Genomic DNA, 22,756 nt, shown 5'->3' on the forward strand with positions numbered 1-22,756 from the left:
TGTAGGAGCGAGCTTGCTCGCGAAAAACGCCAAGACACCGCGTTACACCAGGCAGCACGCGTTATCGTTGACGTTTTTCGCGAGCAAGCTCGCTCCTACAAGGGGTTACCCATCTGGGCGTGGCCTGCATCCCGCACAACAACAATAAGGGGATCACACCATGCGTATCGAAGTGCTTGTGGACGTCAAGACCACCCTGGGCGAAGGCCCGGTGTGGGACGTCGAACAACAACGGCTGTACTGGATCGACAGCGCCGACGGCCGCATCCTGCGCTGCACCGAAGACGGCCGCGAACTGCGGGCCTGGGACGTGGGCCAGAAGATCGGCTCCATGGCCCTGCGCCATACCGGCGAGGCGGCCATCGTTGCCCTGCAAAACGGCGTGCACAGCCTGGACCTGGCCAGTGGCGAACTGGCCCTGATCCAGGACCCGGAACCGCACCTGCCGAACAACCGCCTCAACGACGGCAAGGTCGACCGCCAGGGCCGCTTTGTCTTCGGTTCCATGGACACCCTGGAAGACAGCCCCAGCGCCAAGCTCTATCGCCTCGACCCCGACCTGAGCCTGCACACCCTGGACGAGGGCATCATCGTGTCCAATGGTCCGTGCTGGAGCCCGTCCGGCGAAACCTTCTACTTCTGCGACACCTGGTCCGGCGAGATCTGGGCGTATGACTACGACCTCGCCAGCGGCGCCGTGAGCAACCGACGCACCTTCGCCAAGGTCGATACCGCCGCTGGCGGCGCGGCCGACGGCTGCACCGTGGATGCCGAAGGCTGCCTGTGGCAGGCGCTGGTCTATGCCGGGCAACTGGTGCGCTACACCCCTGATGGGCAGGTCGATCGGGTGATCCCGATGCCGGTGAAAAAGGTCACCAGCCTGACCTTCGGCGGGCCGAACCTGGACACCCTGTTCGTGACCTCCATGGCCAGGCCGCCGCTGCCGCGTTTTCCGGCCGACGGTCAGCAGCGCGGTGCGTTGTTCGCGATCAGCGGGCTGGGCGTGCAAGGAATAGCCGAGCGAAGGTTCGCCAGCTAGCGCGTTTTTTCAACCAGGCACCTTCCTTCCGCAACCTTGTGTCAGTGCGCGCCCTCGCGCGCCTGGAGAGGCCCATGGCAACTTTAAAAAAAGCGTCGCTGCGCAGCATTCACCGGCATTCCTGGGTGTCGCTGCTGGTCTGCTGGATGATCTGGATCCTCAACGCCTACGACCGTGAGATCGTGTTGCGGCTGGGGCCGACCATCTCCAAGCATTTCGATTTGTCGGCTGATCAGTGGGGCACCGTGGCCACGGTGGTCATGCTCGCGCTGGCCTTGCTGGATATCCCCGGTTCGATGTGGAGCGACCGCTACGGCGGGGGGTGGAAACGTGCGCGGTTCCAGGTGCCGTTGGTGCTCGGCTACACGGCGATTTCGTTTCTGTCGGGCTTCAAAGCCTTGAGCGGCAACCTCGCGACGTTTATCGCCCTGCGTGTCGGCGTCAACCTTGGCGCCGGCTGGGGCGAGCCGGTCGGCGTGAGCAACACCGCCGAATGGTGGCCGGTGGAGCGGCGCGGGTTTGCCCTGGGCGCGCACCACACCGGTTACCCGATCGGCGCGATGCTCAGTGGCATCGTCGCCAGCTTTGTCATCACGGTGTTTGGCGAGGACAACTGGCGCTACGTGTTCTTCTTCGCTTTCGTGGTCGCGCTGCCGCTGATGATCTTTTGGGCGCGATATTCCACTGCCGAGCGCATCACCGCGCTGTACGTCGACATCGCCGCCAAAGGCATGACCCCACCGGACAACACCCCGGCCAGCCAGATCAAGGGTGATGCCTGGCGCACCTTTGTCGCCACCTTGCGCAATCGCAACATCGCCCTGACGGCGGGTAACACGATGCTCACGCAGGTGGTGTACATGGGCGTCAACATCGTGCTGCCGGCCTACCTCTACAACATCGCCGGGCTGTCGCTGGCGGAGTCGGCGGGGATGAGCGTGGTGTTCACGCTCACCGGCATTCTCGGGCAACTGGTGTGGCCGTCGCTGTCGGACATCATCGGCCGCCGTACCACCCTGATCATCTGCGGGCTGTGGATGGCGGCGAGTGTCGGCGCGTTTTACTTCGCCAACACCCTGACCCTGATCATCGTCGTGCAACTGCTGTTCGGCCTGGTGGCCAACGCGGTGTGGCCGATCTACTACGCAGTGGCCTGTGACTCGGCCGAGTCGTCGGCAACCTCCACCGCCAACGGCATCATCACCACGGCGATGTTTATCGGCGGTGGCCTGGCGCCGGTGCTGATGGGCAGCCTGATCGCCATGGGCGGCGGCTGGACCACCTTGCATGGCTACACCGTGTGTTTCTTCGTGATGGCCGGCTGCGCCCTGGGCGGTGCTGTGCTGCAACTGTTTTCCCATCGCCCGCGGGCCATGGCCGTGCAACTTCAACCCTAGAACAACATTGATGCGCCCCCCAGCCAGGCTGGCGGGGCGCCAGGAGGAACTGCCCGATGACTACCGCCACCCCGGCCCGCGAACCGCAGGCGCTGAACAAGCTGATGTTCGCCAAGCTGATGCCCTTGCTGATCATCGCCTACATCCTGAGTTTCCTCGACCGCACCAACATCGCCCTGGCCAAGCACCACCTGGACGTCGACCTGGGCATTTCCGCCGCGGCCTACGGGCTGGGGGCGGGGCTGTTTTTCCTCACGTATGCCCTGTCGGAAATCCCCAGCAACCTGATCATGCACAAGGTCGGCGCGCGGTTCTGGATCGCCCGCATCATGGTGACCTGGGGCCTGATCTCGGCGGCCATGGCGTTTGTGCAGGGCGAGACCTCGTTCTACGTGTTGCGCCTGCTGCTGGGCATCGCCGAAGCCGGTTTGTTTCCCGGCGTCATGCTCTATCTGACGTACTGGTTCAACCGTGAACAGCGGGCGCGGGCCACCGGCTATTTCCTGCTCGGCGTGTGCTTTGCCAACATCATCGGCGGCCCGGTGGGCGCGGCGTTGATGCGCATGGACGGCCTGCTCGGCTGGCACGGCTGGCAGTGGATGTTCCTGCTCGAAGGCTTGCCGGCGGTGGCATTTGCATGGGTGGTATGGCGCAAGTTGCCGGACCGTCCGAGCAAGGCCCCGTGGTTGACGGCGGACGAGGCGCGCGGGATCGAACAGCGTATTGCCCAAGAAACGGAAGAGGGCGCCGGCGAAGGCGGGCACTCGTTGAAAAACTGGCTGACCCCACAAATCCTGCTGGCGATCTTTGTGTATTTTTGCCATCAGATCACCGTCTACACCGTGATCTTTTTCCTGCCGAGCATCATCAGTAAATACGGTGAACTGAGCACCATGAGCGTCGGCCTGCTGACCTCGTTGCCGTGGATCGCGGCGGCACTCGGCGCGGTACTGATCCCGCGGTTTGCCACCACGCCGGGGCGTTGTCGTCGACTGTTGGTCACGGGGTTGCTGACCATGGCGCTGGGCCTGGGCATTGCGTCGGTGTCGGGGCCGGTCTTCAGCCTGTTGGGCTTCTGCCTGTCGGCGGTGATGTTTTTCGTGGTGCAGTCGATCGTGTTTCTCTACCCGGCGTCGCGGCTCAAGGGCGTGGCGCTGGCCGGTGGCCTCGGGTTCGTCAACGCCTGTGGCCTGTTGGGCGGGTTTGTCGGGCCTTCGGTGATGGGGGCGATCGAGATGAGTACCGGCAACGCGATGAACGGTTTGAAGGTGATCGCCGTGGTGCTGGTGGTCGCCGCGCTGGCTGCGCTGCGTTTGCGTCAGGGCCAGGAGGTGTATCAGACGAGCAATGAGGTCGGAAACCCCGAAGCGAGTACCAGGTAAGCCACCACGGCTGCCAGGCATAAACCGACGAACACGCGCAGCAATGTCCTGGCAGTGGGGTGGGCGATGAACTTGACGGCCCACAGCAAAACCCCGCTGACTAGGACGCTTAAGGCGAAAATGAACAGCACGACAGTATTCCTGTGACCCTGGACTGCTGATTTATAGTCCCAAAGCCCCAGGATGAACAGTGCGCGCATAGACGCAGCTCCTCGAGCTTTCTAAACTGCGGCTTGTCGTGGGGAAAGGGCAGGCGCCGATGAATCGCAATGAATTACGCAAGGCCGACATCAACCTGATGGTGGTCTTCGAAGCACTGATGCTCGAGCGCAATGTGACGAGGGTGGCGGAGAAGCTGTTTCTCGGCCAGCCGACCATCAGTTCGGCGCTTAACCGTCTGCGGACCTTGTTCAACGACCCCCTGTTCATTCGTGTCGGCCACCGCATGGAGCCCACGGCCCGCGCCGAGGAGATCATCCAGCATCTGTCACCGGCCCTGGATTCACTGTCTTCGGCCCTGAGCCTGACCCATGATTTCGACCCATCCATTAGCACCATGACCTTTCGCATCGGCCTGTCCGATGATGTGGAGTTCGGCCTGTTGCCGCCGTTGCTGCGTGCCTTGCGCCAGGAAGCGCCGATGGTGGTGTTCGTGGTGCAGCACGTGGACTACTGGCGTATCCCCGACCTGTTGGCCTCCGGCGATATCACCGTCGGCATCACCCAGACCCGTGGCCTGCCGGCCAACGCCAAGCGCAAGCTGCTGCGCCATATCCGCCCACGCCTGCTGCGTGCCGACGCTTCTGACAGGCCGCTGACCCTCGATGAATATTGCGCGCGGCCCCATGTGCTGGTGTCCCACACCGCCAACGTGTCGGGGTTCGCCGATGAGTGGCTGGCGGAAATCGGCCGCAAGCGCCATGTGGTGCTGTCGGTGCCGCAATACAGCGCGCTGCCTGCACTGCTGGCCGGTACTGACCTGATCGCCAGCCTGCCGGACTACACCGCCGAAGCCATGGCCGTGTCCGGCAACCTGTTCTGTGAGCCGTTCCCGTTCGAGACGCCGACCCTGGACTTGTCCATGGTCTGGCTCAGCCATGTGGACACCGACCCGGCCGAGCGTTGGGTGCGTTCGCGGCTGGAGGCGTTCATGAGTGATCGCGGCCTGGGGAAGAAGGCCTGAGGCTTTTATCCGTGGTATATCTACGAACCTTCCTACGAATGACTCGGAGTCATCCATGCCACACCTGAACCTGGAATACACCGCCAACCTGACCAACCTGGCCGTCGAGAAGACCCTGTTGCGGCTCAACAATGTGCTGATGGCGTCCGGGCAGTTCGGTTCCGAGTTCGATATCAAAAGCCGCGCCGTGAAGGTCGAGAGTTTTCAGGTGGGTACCTCCCTCAGCCCACGCGGTTTCGTCGCGGTGAAGCTGTCGCTGCTCAGCGGGCGGTCGCCGCAGGTCAAGCAGCAATTGTCGCAAAGCCTGCTGACCGCATTGCAGGATCTGGGCGACTGGCCGGCGGATATACAGGTTCAGCTCAGCGTGCAGCTGGTCGACATGGATCGCGATTCCTACAGCAAAGTCGCTATCGGCTAACCCCCCCACAGGGGGTTAGAGTAATCCCTGGTCCGCGCACACCTTCACCACCTGTTCCCTGAACCAGGTATTGGCGCTGTCCTGCCCACTGCTTTCATTCCATTGCATATCCAGGGTGAACCCCGGCAACCCGTTGGGCGCCTCGCAATGGCCGAACACCTCCGGCTGTGCCAGCAGCTTCTGCACGCGGCGCGGCAGGGTGACGATAAAGTCGGTGCCGGTGATCATCTTCAAGGCGGCGCTGTAGCTGTTGGCCCGGGCGATCACCTGGCGCTTGTGGGCCTGGCGCGCCAGCCAGCCGTCGATCATGTTGGTGTCGGAGGTCCACGGCGTGGGGAACACATGGCGTCGTTCGACGAAGGATTGCAGGCTGAACGTCGACTCCCGGGGCGCCGCGCATTTGTCGAAAACGCACACCAGGTCGTCCTCCAGCAGCATCTGGGTCTTGAAGTCCTTGTGGGCGCGATGAAAGTGCGGGCCGAAGCAGATCACCAGGTCGAGGCGGCCTTCGCGCAGGTCATCGGCGGGGATATCGGCTTCCAGCTTCTGCACATTGACGATCACCGGCAGGTCGGCCTGGTCGAAGTTTTTCAACAGGCGCGGCAGGATCAGTTGTTCGAAATATTCCGGGGCACAGACATTGAAGGTCACCGCCTTCTGCGTCGGGTCGAAGGCCTGGCCACCGGCGTGGCACAGGTTGATGCTCTCGAGGATCTTCTGCACATGGCCGTACATGGTGGTGGCCTTGTACGTCGGACGCATGCCCGCCCGCGTGTTGATAAACAGCTCGTCTTCGAAGCTGGTGCGCAGCTTTTTCAAGCTGTAGCTCACGGTGGACTGGCTGACGAACAGCGTTTCTGACACCTCGGTAACGCTGCTCTGGTCGTAGACGGCGATAAACACCATCAAGTCCTGCATATCAAGCTTTCTGAGCAAGTTACTGTTTAGCATCCATTCCATCCGGTAAGCCTTGGCACTGTGGCAGCGCGCGACGAGGGCAAAAGCTTAACGGAACGGACGTACCAATAGAAAGCTCTGTAGGTCGTTTCTATGTTTCGTGTGGGACAAATACTGTTTGCAACACGACCTCAGCGAATATGTTGTGCGTACTGCTTGGGGTTGAAGCGCGTGACGATCAGCAGCATCACCACGATCACTGCCGTCAGCGACCACCAGGCCCATTCGAAGCTGCCCAGTTGATCGCGGATCATCCCGGCGATCAGGGGGGACAGGCCGGCGATCAGGTAGCCAATGCCTTGCACAAACGCGGTGAGGCCGCCGGCGCGGCGGGGGTTGTCGAGGTGGTCCAACGACAGGATCAGGCTCATCGGGAACAGCCCGCCAATGCCCAGGCCCAGCAGGCACGGCCACAGCAGGCTGAGGTGTTGCGGGCTGATGATCAAGCCGCAGAAACCGAGGATGATCAGCACCAGCAACACGGCCACCACCCCGCGTTTGTCCTGGCGGCGGTTGGCGATGGCCGGGGTGACCAGGCCGGACACCACCTCCATGGCGGTCAGGAACCCCAGCAGCAACCCGGCGTGCTGTTCGCTCCAGCCTTGCTCCACGTAGTACGGCGCCAACCACGCCAGCACGCAGGTGTAGGACGCGGTGCCCAGGCCAAAAAAGACCGCCAGCAACCAGGCGCGACCATTGCCGAAAAATGATTCCTGCGGGCCGCCGCTGGCCTGGGGCAACGGCGCCAGGCCCGAGCGCTGCCCACACCAGAACACCACGGCCACCAGCGCGAGCAGCGCCCAGATGGCCAGGCCGATACGCCAGCTGCCGGTGTGTACCTGCACGAACGGCGAGAACGACGCCGCCAGCGCCGCGCCGCCCATGATGGCGGTGACGTACAGGCCCATGAACAGCGAAACGTTGTCACTGAACCGCGACTTGATCAGCGCCGGCATCAACGCCTGGATCATCGCGATACCCACGCCGGCAGCGATGGCGCTGACGATCAGTTCGAGCGCCGAATCCAGGAACAGCCGCGACACCGTCGCCAACCCAATCACCAGCAGCGACAGCACAATGCTGCGATGCTCGCCAAAACGCTTGGCCAGGCCCATGCCGAAAAACATCGCCAGGCCCATGGCCATGACCGGCAACATGGTCAGCAACGCCGCACTGCTGAAGCTCAACGGCACCTCGCCGCGAATCGACGACAACAACGGCCCCACGGCGGCCATCGATGGGCGCAGGTTAAGGGCGACGAGTACCACGCTGATCATCAGCCAAACGGCGGTGGTGGGTTTTGCCTGAACGTTTTCCATGGGCCTGCCTTGTGGGAACAAGGGCGAATCAGGCCACGCATGGGGGAGGGGGGCAAATGAGAAAGTCGCTGGGGCTATCTAAAAATTGCAGTTAACGGACACACCGCCAATCAAAATGTGAGAGGCCCACCACCTGTTTGACATAGCGCTGCAACCCCTGTGGCGAGCGGGCTTGCCCCGCGTTGGACTGCGCAGCAGCCCCAAAACCAGCCGCCCCTGCAACGTCTGATACACCGCATTCTGCTGTATTGGGGCTGCTGCGCAGCCCAACGCGGGGCAAGCCCGCTCGCCACAGGGGCTGCCGTTTGCTCTGCGCCGTCAGTGAGACCGAATCACATGCTTGATCTCCTGAAACGTCGCCAGCCCCCACGGGCCCAGCTCACGGCCGATACTGCTCTGCTTGTAACCACCCCACGCGGTTTGCGGGAAGATCACCTGCGGGGCGTTGATCCACACCATCCCGGCCTGCAAGGCATTCGCCACGCGCTCGGTGGTCTCGACGCTACGGCTGACCACGCTGGCCACCAGGCCGAACTCGCTGTCGTTGGCCAGGGCAACGGCCTCTTGCTCAGTGGCAAAAGGTCGTACACACAGCACCGGGCCGAAGATTTCTTCGTTCCACAACGCACTGTCCAATGGCACGTCGGTAAACACCGTCGGGCGAATGAAGTAGCCTTTCGCCAGATTCGCCGGGCGTTCACCGCCACACAACAAGCGTGCGCCAGCCTCAACGCCGCGCTGGATATGCCCCAGCACCCGCTGATACTGCGCACGGTTGATCAGCGCGCCCATTTCCACGTCCTCGGCAAACGGGTCGGCCACGCGAATGCCGTCAGCCCGAGCCTGCAAACGTTGCAGGAATTCATCCGCCAGGCTGTCCGCCACCAGCACGCGACTGGTGGCCGAACACATCTGCCCTGCGTTGAAAAAACCACCGCCACAGGCCAGTTCCACCGCCAGGTCGAGGTCGGCATCCGCCAGCACCAGCAATGAGGATTTACCGCCCAACTCCAGGCTCACACCCTTGATGGTTTCGGCGGCGCGTTGCATCACCTGCACGCCCACGGCGTTGCTGCCGGTGAAGGAAATCTTGGCCACGCGACGGTCTGCTGCCAGCGGCGCGCCCACGGCCAAACCGGTGCCGCAGACCAGGTTGAACACACCCGCAGGGAAGCCGGCGGCGGCAATGATTCGCGCCAGTTGCAACTCCGCCAAGGGGGTGACTTCCGACGGCTTGAGCACCACGCAGCAGCCGGCGGCGAGGGCTGGGGCGAGTTTCCAGGCGGTGGTGACCATCGGGAAATTCCACGGCACGATCAGCCCCACCACGCCGCACGGTTCGCGGCGCAGGCGGGCGCTGAAGGCATCGCTGGGCAACGCCACCGGACAGTCCTGCGCGGCATCCATCCCTTCGGCGACAGTGGCGTAGTACTCGAAGGTGGCGATCACGTCGTCCACATCGATCCCCGCTTCAAACAGGGGCTTGCCGTTGTTGCTCGACTGCAACTGCATCAGGGGTTCACGTTGCTCGCTGACACCCTGGGCGACCTTGCGCAACAGGGCGCCGCGCTCGCGCCCGGTGGTTTTTGCCCAGTCGATAAACGCCGCGCTGGCAGCGTCGACCGCCTGGGTCACGGCACGCGCGTCACCCACGCTGACCTGCGCCAGGCAGGCCTCGGTGGCCGGGTTGATCACCTCCAGCACCTCATGGCCCGCGCGCCACGCCCCATCGATATACACACCGTTCAATACCGCACTCATACCGCCACCTCGTTCATCCACAGCCCTTGGTCGATTTCAATCAGTGTCGGCCCCTCGCGATCAGCCGCGGCGCGCAAGGCCATGCGCAGCGAGGCGGGGCCTTGGATGCGTTCGGCGGCACAGCCCAGCCCCTTGGCCACGGCGACGAAGTCCGGGGTGTAGATGTCTACGCCGACCGGCTCGATGGCACGGTTGAGCATGTATTTCTTGATTTCTTCATAGCCCTGGTTATTCCACAGCAGCACGATAATCGGCGTGCGCGCTTCCACCGCGCTGGCCAGTTCCGGCAGGCTGAATTGCAGCCCGCCGTCGCCGATCAGGCACACCACCGGCTGCCCATCGCCACGCCCGAGCCAGGCGCCGATGGCGGCGGGGAGGGCGTAGCCCAAGGTGCCGTAGCCGGTGGACGAATTGAACCAGCGGCGTGGGTGGTCGGGGTTCAGGGTCAGGTTGCCGCTGTACACCGGTTGGGTGGAGTCACCCACGATCACCGCGCCGGGCAGCGCTTGCAGGACCGTGTTGAGAAACACGCTTTGCGCGCGGGTGGCGGCGTCCCAGGTCGGCGTCAGGTCGGCCCACAGCCGCGTCACGCGTTGAGCGCCCCAGTCGTTGCGGCGAGGCGGCAGGGGTTGGCGGTTGAGTTCGGCCAGCAAGGCGTCGGCGGCGATGTGTGCGTCGGCCACCAGGGCCACCTGGGGCGGGTAGTTGCGCACGGTCTGGTCGGGGTCGATATCGATGCGCAGCAATGCGCCAGGGATCTCGAAGCCGCCGGCGAAGGTGACGTCATAGTCGGTCTCCGCCAGCTCCGTGCCAATGGCCAGCACCACATCGGCTTCGGCAACCAGGGCGCGGGTGGCCACCAGGCTTTGCGTGGAACCGATCAACAACGGGTGCGCGCCGGGCAGCATGCCCTTGGCGTTGATCGTCAGGGCGACCGGTGCGCCGAGGGTTTCGGCCAGGCGGGTCAATGCCGGGGCGGCATCGATGGCGCCACCACCGGCCAGGATCAACGGGCGTTGGGCGGCGGCGAGCAACTGGCTCATCTGCTGGATCGCCGCCGGCGCCGCACCGGCACGCGCGATGCGGACTGGCGCAGTGTCCAGCAGCGCATCGGCGTTTTCCACCAACACATCCAACGGAATTTCGATATGCACCGGGCGCGGCCGAGCGGCCTGGAACAGTGCAAACGCGCGCGCCAGTACCGCTGGCAATTCTGCCGCCGACATCAGGGTATGGGAGAACGCCGCCACGCCGGCCATCATCGCGCCCTGGTTCGGCAGTTCATGCAGTTTGCCGCGCCCGCCGCCCAATTGGCTGCGCGATTGCACGCTGGAAATCACCAGCATCGGGATCGAGTCGGCATAGGCCTGGCCCATGGCCGTGGTGATATTGGTCATGCCGGGGCCGGTGATGATGAAACACACCCCCGGCTTGCCGCGGGTGCGCGCATAACCGTCGGCCATAAAGCCGGCACCTTGCTCATGACGCGGGGTCACGTGGCGGATGCTGGAGCGGGCCAGGCCGCGGTACAGCTCCACGGTATGTACGCCGGGGATACCAAACACCTGTTCCACGCCGTAGCGTTCCAGGAGGTGGACCAATACTTCGCCGCAGGTCGCCATTGATGTCGCTCTTGTCGGGGATTCGAGGCGGTATTGGAACGGTTGGCCCGTAGCGGTAACAATCGATAAAAAGTCATACTAGCCATGTCCCCACGTCATGGCTCAGCCCTTATGAAACGCCTTCCGCCGCTGCCCGCGTTGCATACCTTCTGGGTCACTGCACAGTGCTGCAATTTCACCCGTGCTGCCGAGCAACTGCACATCACCCAGGGCGCGGTGAGCCGACAGGTCGCCGGGCTGGAAAGCCACCTGGGTTATGCGCTGTTCCTGCGCCAGGCACGCGGCCTGAGCCTGACCGACGAAGGTCGCGAATGGTCGCTGCGTGCGCAACAGGTGTTTGGCCTGCTGGGGGATGCGGTGGAGCAGATCGGCAGCCGCCGCGCGACCCTGCAACTCAAGGCGTCCACCTGCGTGATGCGCTGGCTGTTGCCGCGCTTGATGCAATGGCAACGGGAGCGCCCGGATGTGCCGGTGGAGCTCACCACCACCGTGGCTTACACCGTGGATTTTCGCCGGGAGCGATTCGATGCGGCGGTGATCTACGCGCCCATCGCCGAGCAATCGGCCGAAGCGCGGCATTTGTTCGATGAGCAACTCACCCCGGTCTGCGCACCGGCGCTGCTCGCCGGTTTGCACACCCCGGCGGATTTACAGCAACAGGTGTTGCTGCACCCCACGCGGGATGAGCGCGATTGGGCGAGGTGGCTCAAGGCGGCGGACACGCGGTTGAGCAATTTGAGCCAGGGGCATCATTTCGAGACGTTGGATTTGGCGATGAATGTTGCCTCGCAGGGCTCCGGGGTTGCGATGGGCGACAGTGCGTTGATGGGCGAGGATCTCAAGGCGGGGCGGTTGGTGATGCCGTTTGAACTGCGGGTGCCGACGGGGAAGGGGTATTACCTGGTGTATCCACCGGGAACGGTGCCGTCGGCCGGGCTCGAAGCGCTGATGGATTGGTTGGTGAGCCAGGCACAATTTCCAGAACACTGAAGGGCAAATGTGGGAGGGGGCTTGCCCCCTCCCACATTCCTTGACCGAGTTGCCTCAGTAACCGACGGTAAAGCGCTGGCGCGAGTGCTTCGGTGTTTCCACTTCGTCAATCATCGCGATGGCGTAGTCGGCAAAGCTGATTGAGCTTGTACCCTCACTGCTCACCAGCAAATCGTCCTGGCCCAGGCGGAATTTACCGGTGCGTTCGGTGCCATCGAACAAGGCCGACGGCGACAGGAACGTCCAATCCAGCTCTTTTTCCTGGCGCAGCACGTCGAGGAACGCCGCACCGGCACTGGCTTCGGCTTTGTATTCGGCAGGGAAGCCCTCGCTGTCGATCACTCGACCGCCACCCGGCAACAGCAGCGAACCCGCACCGCCCACCACCAGCAAGCGTTTAACCCCGGCTTTCTTCACCGGCCCGATCACGGCGCTGGCGGGCAGGGTGGCGAAGTGAGCCGCGCTGATGACCACGTCGCTGCCCGTGATGGCCTGTTGCAAGGCTTCGGCATCCAGTGCATCGACTTGTTTGACCGTGACGCCAGGGCGCACGGCCAGCTTGTCGATGTTGCGCGCCAGGGCGATGACGCTGTGCCCACGACGCAGTGCTTCTTCCAGCAGTTGGCTACCGGCGCGGCCGGTGGCTCCAATGATTGCGATCTTGCTCATGACGTTCTCCAGTACGGTTAAGGTTTGAAACGCTTCACCACTTCATTTCGCCCTTGGCGACCTTGGCGCTCAGGTCCAGCGAGCTTTCGTCGGCGAGGGTCGGGTAACGCTTTTTCATCGCCGTGATCAGCGCGGCGGAATCCTTGGCCTTGGCAGTCTCGGCGTCGAAGGCCTTGATGTAGTCGGCGGTGAAGGCCACCGACTTCAGCGACGGGTTACCCAGGAAGTGCCCCGGAATCACCGTGCGCGGTTTCAGGTCTTCGATGCGTTGCAGGGTGGCCAGCCAATCCTGGTGGGATTGTGCGCTTTGGGTGTCCGCCATCCACAGGTGGATGTTGTCGGCGACGACCACACCGCCGACCACGGCCTTGATCGACGGAATCCAGACAAAGCTGCGATCCGGCTGCGGGCCGTCCAGGCCGATGACCTGCAGTGACTGCCCTTCAAGGCTCAGGCTATGGCCTTTCAACACCTGCGGCACGACGGTTTTGCCTGGCTTGTCGGCGCCCATTTTCGGGCCCCAGAATGCCAGCTTGCCGGCCACGGTGGCGTTGATATGGTCGACCACCGGTTGTGGCGCGACCACCTGGGCGTCGGGGAACGCGGCGGTCAGGGTGTCAAGGCCGAAGTAGTAGTCCGGGTCGCCATGGCTGATATAGATGGTGGTCAGGTGTTTGCCGCTGGCGCGGATTTTCTGCACCAGTTGTTCGGCCTGGCCCTTGCCGAATTGCGCGTCGACGAGGATCGCGTCTTTCGCACCGCTGACCAGCACCGAGCTGACGGGGAAGATCGCCGCCTCGCCGGGGTTGTACACGTCGAGGCTCAGGTCGGCCGCCGCAGCATGGGCGGCGAAGGCCAGGGCGGCGGTGGTCAGGGTCAAGCGCTTGAGGGTCGAGAGCATCGGGCAGTCCAGTCATCGGTAAAGGATGCACAGAGCTTAGTTGCACCAAACCCAACAAAAAATGCGATGCTGGGACATAGTTTGTTTCTAAAATCGGGCAAATCATGGATCGTCTTCAAGCAATGCGCGTGTTTGTCACGGTGGTGGATTTGGGCAGCCAGTCTGCCGCGGCCGACCATCTAGACCTGTCGCGCCCGGTGGTGTCGCGCTACCTGGCCGAACTCGAAGACTGGATCGGCGCGCGCTTGCTGCACCGCACCACACGCAAGCTCAGCCTGACGGCGGCCGGGAGTGAAACCCTGCCGCGCTGCCGACAGCTGTTGGAACTGTGCAGCGACATGCAGGCCGCCGTCAGCGAGCCGGATGACGCGCCCCGGGGTCTGCTGCGCCTGAGTGTGAGCACCTCGTTCGGCCAGGCGCAACTGGCCGAAGCGATCGCCGAGTACGTCCAGCGCTACCCGTTGGTGACCGTCGACCTGCAGATGCTCGACCGCACGGTGAACCTGGTGGACGAGCGCATCGACCTGGCCATTCGCACCAGCAATGACCTGGACCCCAACCTGATTGCACGGCGCCTGACCATCTGCCGTTCTGTGGTGTGCGCCACGCCGGCGTATCTGCGCGAACATCCGGCCCCGCAGAAAGTCGAGGACCTGGCCCGGCACAACTGCCTGACCCACTCGTACTTCGGCAAAAGCCTGTGGCATTTCGAAGAACACGGCGAACATGTATCGGTGCCGGTGCACGGCACTATCACCGCCAACGAAGCCAGCACGTTGTTACGCGTGACGCTGGCCGGGGCGGGGGTGGCGATGTTGCCCAGCTACCTGGCTGGCGATCATATCCGCCGTGGCGAGCTGGTACGCCTGTTGCCCGAGGCCGAGCCGCGACACCTGAACATCTACGCGGTATATGCCTCGCGCAAACACATGCCCTCGGCGTTGCGCAGCCTCCTGGATTTCCTGGTGCAGAGGTTTCCGGAAGAGCCTTCGTGGGACAAGGGGCTCTGACGCAACATCAGCCGGTTGAATGGCGTCCAATAATGGCAACTTGCCCTGGCTGGCCTATGCTTTAAACAGCACCTTCCAATGTTGTTCAGAGGTGAGGGCCATGACCATAAAAACCAGAAAATACCTGATGATTTTTACCCTCAGCGCATTGGCCACGGCGCTGTACGGGACTGCCGCCTACCGCGTCGAGCAAACCCGTATGCAGCCGAGCTTTGCGATCAGTTGCCATCAGGATCAATGCGTTCCGCACACCGGTAGCTTCAGCGCCTTGCGTTGAAAAGCGCAGTCGGTGTGGCTGGCTGTTATTGGGGACGCTTCGCGCCCCCAGCGTAAGCGAGCCAGCTGCCAGCGTCAGGTGTGTGCCGTTTCGGACTTGAGCTGCTCGCGAAACGCCTTGGGCGAAAACCCGACACGCCGGCGAAACAGCCGGGAGAAGTTGGTCGGGTCGGAAAACCCCAATACCTCCGACATCTCATTGATCGTCATGCTGGTGTAGGTCAACAGGCGCTTGGCCTCCAGCAATTGGCGGTCATGCATGATCTGCAACGCGGGCTGCCCGCCCAATTCCCGACAGGTGCCGTTCAAGTGTGAGACCGATATCCCCAGCTTGTGAGCCAGGTCTTCGATCTTCGGGTGCTCGCGGTAGTGCTGCTCCACCAACTGGGTAAAGCGCCGAAAGTATTCACGCCCCCGTGGTGCCCGTGGGTGGCGGCGCTGGATGGCCTGGCGACTGATCCATACCAACAGCACGCTGACCAGGGCGTGCATCATCATGTCCCGGGCCGGTTGTTCATCGGCATATTCGTCCTGCAGGCGGGCGAACAGGTTGTTGAGGTAGTCGCTGTCCTCGCTGGCCGGGTAATTGCCCAGGATCTGCAAGCCGTCCACCGCCGCGCCCAGTTGCGCTTGCAGGTGGCTGACCAGCGGCGCCGCCAAAGTCACCACGTAACCTTTCACGTCTTCGGCAAAGCGAAACCCATGCACACACAGCGGTGGCAGCACCTGCAAGGTCGCTTCGTTGAGCGTGGTGCGCTGGCCTTCGATTTCCAGTTGCGCCTGGCCTTGGTGCACGTACAGCAACTGGCACAGATCCGCATGCCGGTGGGGCTGGATTTCCCACTGGTATTCCCGACTGCGCCGAGAAATGGTTTCGCAGTGCAACAAATCAGGCGTCGGCCATTGCTGGCTTTCCCCGTAAAGCTTGAAGACCGGAATCGCGGAACTGGCAGGTTTGGTCATGGTTTCAATCCGATACTCAGGATAGTGGTTCGGTAATCGCACCGATTGGCAAAAAGCGCAGACTTTGACGCAGTTTTCACCTTCTTATAGCGGGCACTCAAGTGAAAAATGTTCGCAGCAAGACCAATGACAACTCTTTCACCTGATCCGTTCGGGTGAAGCTGGCGGGCCATAAAAATAATGAAAACGTTGAAAACCCAAGTCGCCATTATTGGCGCCGGTCCCTCCGGACTGCTACTCGGTCAACTGCTGCATAACGCCGGTATCCAAACCCTCATCCTTGAGCGCCAGAGCGCCGATTATGTGCAGGGCCGCATCCGTGCGGGGGTGCTGGAACAAGGTATGGTCGACCTGCTGCGCGAGGCGAGTGTGAGCCAGCGCATGGACGCCGAAGGGTTGGTCCATGACGGCTTCGAACTGGCGCTTGATGGCCAGCTTACCCACATCGACCTCAAGGCGCTCACCGGCGGCCAGTCGGTGATGATCTACGGCCAGACCGAAGTCACCCGCGACCTGATGGAAGCGCGTGCCGCTGGCGGTGCCATCACCCTCTACGAAGCCCGTGACGTCCAGCCCCATGACCTCAAAAGTGATCGACCCTGGCTGACCTTTGAGCATCAGGGCGAGACGTTCCGCCTGGAGTGCGATTACATCGCCGGGTGCGATGGCTACCATGGCATCGCTCGCCAATCGATCCCGGCCGAATCGTTGAAGGTGTTCGAGCGGGTCTATCCCTTTGGCTGGCTGGGTATCCTGGCCGATACGCCGCCGGTACATGCCGAACTGGTGTACGCCAAGCATCCACGCGGCTTTGCCCTGTGCAGCATGCGCTCACCGACGCGTAGCCGGTATTACCTGCAAGTGCCCGCCGATGAGCCCCTGGGTGAATGGTCGGACGAGCGTTTCTGGGATGAACTCAAGACCCGCCTGCCCAATCACCTGGCCGAGCAGTTGGTGACCGGGCCATCGATCGAGAAAAGTATCGCGCCGCTGCGCAGTTTCGTGGTGGAACCGATGCAATACGGACGCCTGTTCTTGCTCGGGGACGCGGCCCATATCGTGCCGCCCACCGGGGCCAAGGGCCTGAACCTGGCGGCGAGCGATGTGAGCACGCTGTATCGCATTTTGCTCAAGGTGTATGGCGAGGGGCGGGTGGAGTTGCTGGAAAACTACTCGGCAATCTGCCTGCGGCGGGTGTGGAAGGCCGAGCGGTTTTCCTGGTGGATGACCTCCATGCTGCATCAGTTTCCCGAGGCGGACGGGTTCAGCCAGCGCATTGCCGAGAGCGAGCTGGCCTACTTCAGCAGTTCACAAGCCGGTCGCAGAACCATCGCCGAAAATTACGTCGGACTTCCTTACGAAGCTATCGAATAGCCTGCTATCGTATCCAGCATTCCCGCGGGCCGCCTTTTCCCGCGGGGCTTGCTCGAAGGTTCTGCCGTGACCCAGCTCAATCAGCCCGCTCCCTCCGTTCCCGCCGTGCGCAGTGTTCTCGTCTCGTTGATGATGGCGATTTTCCTCGGTGCCCTGGACCAGACCATTGTCGCCGTGTCCATGCCGGCCATCTCCGCGCGGTTCCACGACGTTGACCTGCTGGCCTGGGTGATTTCCGGCTACATGGTGGCAATGACCGTGGCGGTGCCGATCTACGGCAAGCTCGGCGACCTGTACGGGCGCCGGCCGATGATGCTGATCGGCATGGGGTTGTTCACGCTGGCGTCGCTGTTCTGCGGCATGGCGCAAAGCATGGAGCAACTGGTGCTGGCGCGGATTCTCCAGGGCATTGGCGCCGGCGGGATGATTTCGGTGAGCCAGGCGATCATCGGCGACATCATCCCGCCACGCGAGCGCGGGCGCTACCAGGGCTATTTCAGCAGCATGTACGCGGTGGCCAGCGTGGCCGGGCCGGTGTTGGGCGGCTACATGACGGAGTACCTGTCGTGGCGTTGGGTGTTCCTGATCAACCTGCCCTTGGGCGCCGGCGCCTGGTACGTGGCCCATCGCACTCTGGTGGGGCTGCCGTCGCCGCAACGCAAGCCGATCATCGATTACCTTGGCACCGTGCTGATGATCATCGGCTTGACCGCGTTGTTGCTGGGCATCACCGAAATCGGCCAAGGCCATCCGTGGCGCGATGATGATGTGCTGGGGTTGCTGGCGTGTGCACTGCTGGCGTTGAGCGTGTTTGTCTGGCATGAGCGCCGCGCGCCAGAGCCATTGCTGCCGATGCACCTGTTTGCCAACCGCAGCGCGGTGCTGTGCTGGTGCACGATTTTCTTCACCAGCTTCCAGGCCATTTCCCTGACGGTGCTGATGCCGCTGCGGTTCCAGACGGTGACCGGTTCCGGTGCTGACAGCGCGGCCCTGCACTTGCTGCCGCTGGCGATCGGCTTACCGATAGGCGCCTACTGCGCCGGGCGCATGACCTCGGTGACCGGCCGCTATAAACCGATGATCGTCAGCGGCGCGTTGCTGAGCCCCTTGGCGATTCTCGGCATGGCTTTCAGCGCGCCCCAGGCGGTGGGGGTGACAGCGCTGTTCATGCTGTTGTGCGGGATCGCCGGCGGCATGCAGTTCCCCACCTCGTTGGTGGGGGTGCAGAACTCGGTGGAACAGCATGATATCGGTGTTGCCACCAGCACCACCAACCTGTTCCGTTCCCTGGGAGGCGCGGTGGGGGTGGCCTGCATGTCGGCGCTGTTGCTGGCGCTGCTGCAGGACTCGAGCTTCGCTCACCTGGCCAGTGGCGCGCTGATGGTCGAGGGCAGCTCCGGCAACGTGCTGCTCGATGGCCTGAACGCCGCTCCAGGCCCGGCGCAGGATGCCCTGCGCGGCGAGTTGGCCGTGACGTTTCGGCATTTGCTGATGGTCAGTGCGGCGGTGTCGCTGCTGGGGTTGGCGGCGGCGATTGCGATGCCGAACCGGGTGTTGCGTGGTCGTGAAGACAAGGCTAAATGACTGACGGGGCGCCGTTAAAAGGGGGGCTGGAAAGTCAGTTCTTATTAAGACTTAAAAGTTTTCCCTGAACGGCCGGATTTTTGTGGTGAGTGGGTTGTTGTGGCCAGCGGGCTTGCCCCGCGTTGGGCTGCGCAGCAGCCCCAAAACCAACCACCCCGGCAATATCTGATACACCGCATTCTACTGTATTGGGGCTGCTGCGCAGCCCAACGCGGGGCAAGCCCGCTCGCCACAACAAGCCCGCTCGCCACAACCACAGAGGGGCAAGCGGGACTTCCCATTCCAAGTCCCCTCAGGGACTGTAGTAACCCACCGCCACCATGAAATGCCCGGTCTTGCGCACATACGCATGCTTGTGTTCGACCTTATTGGTCACCGGATTCTTCCAGCGGTATTTGTATTCACCCTGGCCCTGCTCCGCCATCATCTTCAGGATCGGCTCGCCCACCGGCTTGCCATCCGGGTCCTTGATCTTGCTGAAGTCGGTGTTGATCAGTCGCAGGTTGGTGCCATGGGCGACATAACGCTGGGTGTTCAGGTCCACGACGAACACGTAGAGATCATCTTGCAGGAAGCCACCCTGCAACGAGTTGATCGCCTTGAGCGTGCCGGCTTCATCCTTGACCAGCGCCGTCACTGCCTTGTCCCGCAGGGCCCGGGCCTGTTCCGGCGTGGCCCGCGGCAGGTAGTAACCCACCGCCACGATGCGTTCGCCCACGCGTTGGTAAAACACATGCTTGTGCTCGACCTTGCCGTCGTTCCAGTTCTGCCAACGGTAGTCGGCCTGCTGGATACCCTGGCCTTCCGGCACCTTGAGCGCGTCCTTGAACGACTGGCGCAAATCCGGCCCCAGCACCTCGGACACATCGCGACCGATCAAGGCCGAGGAGGGCCCGCCGCTGGCCAGCAATACGCCTTGGGTGTCGACCACGAACACGTAGCGGTCATGGTCGACAAACTCACCCTGGCGGCTGAAGGCTGCGAAGGCCTTGTCGCCATTACTCTGGTAGTAAGCCAAGGCTTTTTCCAGCAGGGCCTTGGCGGCATGCGCGTCTTCATCCTGAGTGGTGGTGGCGTGCACCTGGCTCATACCCAACAGCAGCAGCCAGGTGATGCGCAGCAGTCCCTTCATGACCCATCCCTCATTCTTATTGATGTGACCACAGCTTAGACGGCTGTGGCTCAGGGCGCCGCCAGCCATTGATTGACGATGCCATCGTAGACCCCGGTGGCCACGCTCAGGTGCAACCACTGGTCGACGTAACTCTTCCACGCCACATCATCGCGGGGCAGCAGGAAGGCTTTCTCGCTGTACTGCATCTGCCGCTCGGGGTTGACCGCGCACAGTCCGGGCTTGAGCTTCTGCTGGTAACGCGCTTCGCTGGCGTCGGTGATCATCACGTCAGCCTTGCCCGCGAGCAGTTCGTCGAAGATCGTCACGTTGTCATGCAGGCGTATCTGCGCCTGGCCCAAGTGGGCGCGGGCGAACACTTCGTTGGTGCCGCCTGCCGGTTCGATCACCCTGACCTGGGGTTGGTTGATCTGCTCGACGGTCTGGTAGCGCTGCACGTCCGCGCAGCGCACCAGCGGAATCTTGCCGTCTACGCCGAGCGCCTGGCTGAAGAAGGCCTTTTTCTGGCGTTCCAGCGACACCGAAATGCCACCCACGGCGATGTCGCAACGTTGGGCGAGGAAGTCCGGCATCAAGGTTTTCCAGGTGGTAGGCACCCACTTGATCTGCGCATTGAGGCTCTTGGCCAGGGATTCGGCCATGGCGATATCAATGCCTTCATACCCGCCATCGGCACGCAATGAGGTGTAGGGCTTGTAGTCGCCGGTGGTGCAGACGGTCAGCGTGCCGCGCTGGAGCACGTCGTCGAGGCGCGAGGAGGGGGTGTCGGCCAGGGCGCTGGTCGTCACGCTTGCCAGTACACACAGGGCTAGAGAAGCTTTCATGCGATCTTGTCCTCGGGGGCGTTTTTTTGTAGGCGCGAGCTGGCTCGCGAAGAACTCAAGGGCGCTGAGTTTAGCCTGGCTACTGGCGTGATCGTTAACGACCTTCGCGGGCAAGCTCGCTCTTCCAGGGCGACGCGCAGCAGGGGGGCGAATGTTTAGCCAACGCGCAACCAAACTCCGTCAAGCCTGAATTTAACCGCCTGTGCAGGCATGTGACGCTGCCGGGCATCTCCATCACTGTGATTCACCCATGGACGGTTCCCCCGACACTTACCTCGAGACCTTGCCTGGCGCGTGTGCGCCGAGCGGTCCCACCGATGTCGAGGCGTTACCCTCCGAATTGGCTTTCTGGGCCCTGTTCCACTGCCGACATGCGCGCCCACCAGATACCCCTCTCCTACGCTGACCCTCTCCATAGATGACGCACACGTGTGCGCATCTGCCCGGCGGCGCCTGTGCGCCTGCCTGACGCAACCGTATGAGAAACCCCATGAGTGTGTTTGCCTGCCTGCACGAAGCCCAGTCTTTCCTTGAACAGCATCCGCACATCGAGATGTTCGAGCTGTTTATCCTCGACAACAACGGTGTGCCGCGCGGCAAGTTATTGCATCGCGACGAACTGCTGGCGGTGTATGAAAGCGGTCGCCCGTTGCCCAGCACGATCCTGGGCCTGACCATCAACGGCGATGACGTGGAAAATTCCGGCCTGGTGTGGGACGTCGGCGATATCGACTGTCGCGCCTACCCGATCAGCGGCAGTCTGCAACCCATGCCCTGGCGTCTGATTCCCACGGCGGCGGTGCAAGTCAGCATGCACCCCACCGAAGGTTTGCCCGCGACCGTGGCCGACCCCCGGCATTTGCTGGCCAGAGTGATCGACGGGCTCAAGGCCGACGGCTACTACCCGGTGATGGCCGCAGAGCTGGAGTTCTACCTGCTCGACCAGAAACCCGACAGCCACGGCCGCCCGCAGCCTGCACGGGATGTGGATGGCGGTCGGCCGCGCTCGACCCAGGTCTACGGCCTGCGCGAGCTGGAGCAGATCGAACCGTTTCTAGCCGACCTCTACAGCGCCTGCAAGCTGCAAGGCATTCCGGCACGCACGGCGATTTCCGAATACGCCCCGGGCCAGGTGGAGATCACCCTGGAGCATCGCTACGACGCCCTGCAAGCGATGGACGAGGCGGTGCGCTACAAACGCCTGGTCAAGGGCGTGGCCCATCAGCACGGCATGACGGCCTGCTTCATGGCCAAGCCATTCGACGACCTGGCGGGCACCGGCATGCACATGCACGTCAGCCTGGCCGACGCCGACGGCAACAACCTGTTCGCCAGCGACGCCGCCGACGGTACCCCGCTGCTGCGCCACGCCGTGGGCGGCATGCTCAGCACCTTGCTCGATTCGCTGCTGATGTTTTGCCCCAACGCCAACTCCTATCGCCGCTTCCAGACCAACAGCTATGCCCCCCTGGCCGCCACCTGGGGCGTGGATAACCGCACCGTCAGCCTGCGCGTCCCCGGCGGCCCGGCTCACTCCCGGCATATCGAACACCGCATTTGCGGCGCCGACGCCAACCCCTACCTGGCCGCTGCCGCGATCCTGGCCGGCATTCACCGTGGCCTCCGCGAACAACGCGACCCCGGCGCCCCGGTGGAAGGTAACGGCTACGCCCAGGCCCAGGAATTGCTACCCACCGACTGGCTCACCACCCTGCGCGCACTCGAAGGCTCAAGCTGGGCCCAGGAGGCGTTTGGCCGTGAGTTTCTGGGGGTGTACCTGGCGGTGAAGCGCGCCGAGTACCGGCAGTTCATGGGGGAGGTGGGAGAGCAGGATTGGCGCTGGTATCTGCATCAGGCCTGACCGGATTGACGGTAGTGGCGCCTTCGACCTTTTTTTCACGTTGCGATGGGTAAGCTGCGAATCAAGGTCGTTCACTACTGTTTCACTCATATGA

Annotated in this window: 21 protein-coding genes; 11 read left to right on the forward strand and 10 right to left on the reverse strand. The window is 63.0% G+C overall.

Features of this window, described 5'->3' with window-relative positions; translation table 11 throughout:
- Positions 1 to 160 precede the first annotated feature (160 nt).
- The 3 genes from P2T68_RS08935 (at position 161) to P2T68_RS08945 (ending at position 3,818) form a co-directional block, all read left to right on the forward strand.
- Complete coding sequence (locus P2T68_RS08935) at positions 161 to 1,039, forward strand: SMP-30/gluconolactonase/LRE family protein (protein WP_069075451.1); 879 nt, start codon at positions 161 to 163, stop codon at positions 1,037 to 1,039.
- Positions 1,040 to 1,113: 74 nt separating this feature from the next.
- Positions 1,114 to 2,436, forward strand: coding sequence for an MFS transporter (locus tag P2T68_RS08940; protein WP_024074024.1), 1,323 nt, complete (start codon positions 1,114 to 1,116; stop codon positions 2,434 to 2,436).
- Between the two features lie 56 nt (positions 2,437 to 2,492).
- On the forward strand, positions 2,493 to 3,818 hold the full coding sequence (locus P2T68_RS08945; protein WP_024074025.1) for an MFS transporter: 1,326 nt from the start codon (positions 2,493 to 2,495) through the stop codon (positions 3,816 to 3,818).
- Here P2T68_RS08945 and P2T68_RS08950 read toward each other — a convergent pair.
- A complete protein-coding gene (locus tag P2T68_RS08950) occupies positions 3,773 to 4,018 on the reverse strand; it encodes a hypothetical protein (protein WP_168232265.1) in 246 nt (81 codons plus the stop codon). The genes P2T68_RS08945 and P2T68_RS08950 overlap by 46 nt on opposite strands.
- A gap of 59 nt (positions 4,019 to 4,077) precedes the next feature.
- Between P2T68_RS08950 and P2T68_RS08955 the strand changes: the two genes are divergently transcribed.
- Together P2T68_RS08955 and P2T68_RS08960 are read left to right on the forward strand one after the other, a co-directional pair.
- On the forward strand, positions 4,078 to 5,001 hold the full coding sequence (locus tag P2T68_RS08955) for a LysR substrate-binding domain-containing protein (protein ID WP_024074026.1): 924 nt from the start codon (positions 4,078 to 4,080) through the stop codon (positions 4,999 to 5,001).
- Between the two features lie 55 nt (positions 5,002 to 5,056).
- Positions 5,057 to 5,419 (forward strand): 5-carboxymethyl-2-hydroxymuconate Delta-isomerase, encoded by a 363-nt coding sequence (locus tag P2T68_RS08960; RefSeq protein ID WP_024074027.1) that lies wholly within the window; start codon positions 5,057 to 5,059, stop codon positions 5,417 to 5,419.
- 15 nt (positions 5,420 to 5,434) lie between these two features.
- On the opposite strand, the gene P2T68_RS08965 is transcribed toward P2T68_RS08960, so the two are convergent.
- The 4 genes from P2T68_RS08965 to P2T68_RS08980 form a co-directional block, all read right to left on the reverse strand.
- The gene (locus P2T68_RS08965) at positions 5,435 to 6,370 is read right to left on the reverse strand and encodes a LysR family transcriptional regulator (RefSeq protein ID WP_041161118.1); all 936 of its coding nucleotides are present in this window, start codon (positions 6,368 to 6,370) and stop codon (positions 5,435 to 5,437) included.
- 137 nt (positions 6,371 to 6,507) lie between these two features.
- A complete protein-coding gene (locus P2T68_RS08970; protein ID WP_024074029.1) occupies positions 6,508 to 7,695 on the reverse strand; it encodes a cyanate transporter in 1,188 nt (395 codons plus the stop codon).
- Between the two features lie 318 nt (positions 7,696 to 8,013).
- On the reverse strand, positions 8,014 to 9,456 hold the full coding sequence (locus P2T68_RS08975) for an aldehyde dehydrogenase family protein (protein ID WP_277379260.1): 1,443 nt from the start codon (positions 9,454 to 9,456) through the stop codon (positions 8,014 to 8,016).
- A complete protein-coding gene (locus P2T68_RS08980) occupies positions 9,453 to 11,078 on the reverse strand; it encodes a 5-guanidino-2-oxopentanoate decarboxylase (protein WP_277379261.1) in 1,626 nt (541 codons plus the stop codon). The genes P2T68_RS08975 and P2T68_RS08980 overlap by 4 nt, the downstream gene beginning before the upstream one ends.
- A 111-nt stretch (positions 11,079 to 11,189) precedes the next feature.
- On the opposite strand from P2T68_RS08980, the gene P2T68_RS08985 reads away from it, so the two are divergent.
- Positions 11,190 to 12,068, forward strand: a complete 879-nt coding sequence (locus tag P2T68_RS08985) for a LysR substrate-binding domain-containing protein (protein ID WP_024074032.1) — start codon at positions 11,190 to 11,192, stop codon at positions 12,066 to 12,068.
- A gap of 54 nt (positions 12,069 to 12,122) precedes the next feature.
- On the opposite strand, the gene P2T68_RS08990 is transcribed toward P2T68_RS08985, so the two are convergent.
- Positions 12,123 to 12,737 carry an NAD(P)-dependent oxidoreductase gene (locus tag P2T68_RS08990; protein WP_024074033.1) on the reverse strand — a complete coding sequence of 205 codons (615 nt, stop codon included), beginning with the start codon at positions 12,735 to 12,737 and terminating at the stop codon, positions 12,123 to 12,125.
- A gap of 34 nt (positions 12,738 to 12,771) precedes the next feature.
- A complete protein-coding gene (locus tag P2T68_RS08995) occupies positions 12,772 to 13,638 on the reverse strand; it encodes an MBL fold metallo-hydrolase (protein WP_277379262.1) in 867 nt (288 codons plus the stop codon).
- 104 nt (positions 13,639 to 13,742) lie between these two features.
- Here P2T68_RS08995 and P2T68_RS09000 point away from each other — a divergent pair, with 104 nt between their 5' ends.
- Entirely contained in the window at positions 13,743 to 14,648 is a 906-nt protein-coding gene (locus P2T68_RS09000; protein ID WP_024074035.1) for a LysR family transcriptional regulator, read from the forward strand.
- A gap of 100 nt (positions 14,649 to 14,748) precedes the next feature.
- On the forward strand, positions 14,749 to 14,925 hold the full coding sequence (locus P2T68_RS09005; protein WP_168232272.1) for a hypothetical protein: 177 nt from the start codon (positions 14,749 to 14,751) through the stop codon (positions 14,923 to 14,925).
- Positions 14,926 to 14,999: 74 nt separating this feature from the next.
- On the opposite strand, the gene P2T68_RS09010 is transcribed toward P2T68_RS09005, so the two are convergent.
- On the reverse strand, positions 15,000 to 15,887 hold the full coding sequence (locus P2T68_RS09010; protein ID WP_024074037.1) for a helix-turn-helix domain-containing protein: 888 nt from the start codon (positions 15,885 to 15,887) through the stop codon (positions 15,000 to 15,002).
- A gap of 189 nt (positions 15,888 to 16,076) precedes the next feature.
- Between P2T68_RS09010 and pobA the strand changes: the two genes are divergently transcribed.
- Together pobA and P2T68_RS09020 are read left to right on the forward strand one after the other, a co-directional pair.
- Complete coding sequence (pobA, locus tag P2T68_RS09015) at positions 16,077 to 17,261, forward strand: 4-hydroxybenzoate 3-monooxygenase (protein ID WP_277379741.1); 1,185 nt, start codon at positions 16,077 to 16,079, stop codon at positions 17,259 to 17,261.
- Positions 17,262 to 17,327: 66 nt separating this feature from the next.
- The gene (locus P2T68_RS09020) at positions 17,328 to 18,845 is read left to right on the forward strand and encodes an MDR family MFS transporter (protein WP_193690327.1); all 1,518 of its coding nucleotides are present in this window, start codon (positions 17,328 to 17,330) and stop codon (positions 18,843 to 18,845) included.
- 292 nt (positions 18,846 to 19,137) lie between these two features.
- On the opposite strand, the gene P2T68_RS09025 is transcribed toward P2T68_RS09020, so the two are convergent.
- The gene (locus P2T68_RS09025) at positions 19,138 to 19,977 is read right to left on the reverse strand and encodes a cache domain-containing protein (RefSeq protein WP_024074040.1); all 840 of its coding nucleotides are present in this window, start codon (positions 19,975 to 19,977) and stop codon (positions 19,138 to 19,140) included.
- Between the two features lie 50 nt (positions 19,978 to 20,027).
- Positions 20,028 to 20,801: a transporter substrate-binding domain-containing protein gene (locus tag P2T68_RS09030; protein WP_024074041.1), complete on the reverse strand. Its 774-nt coding sequence runs from the start codon at positions 20,799 to 20,801 to the stop codon at positions 20,028 to 20,030.
- A gap of 490 nt (positions 20,802 to 21,291) precedes the next feature.
- On the opposite strand from P2T68_RS09030, the gene P2T68_RS09035 reads away from it, so the two are divergent.
- Positions 21,292 to 22,662 (forward strand): glutamine synthetase family protein, encoded by a 1,371-nt coding sequence (locus P2T68_RS09035; protein WP_024074042.1) that lies wholly within the window; start codon positions 21,292 to 21,294, stop codon positions 22,660 to 22,662.
- The last annotated feature ends 94 nt before the right edge of the window (positions 22,663 to 22,756 follow it).

The sequence above is a fragment of the Pseudomonas sp. G11 genome, assembly GCF_029457515.1.
Lineage (GTDB): Bacteria > Pseudomonadota > Gammaproteobacteria > Pseudomonadales > Pseudomonadaceae > Aquipseudomonas > Aquipseudomonas gorinensis.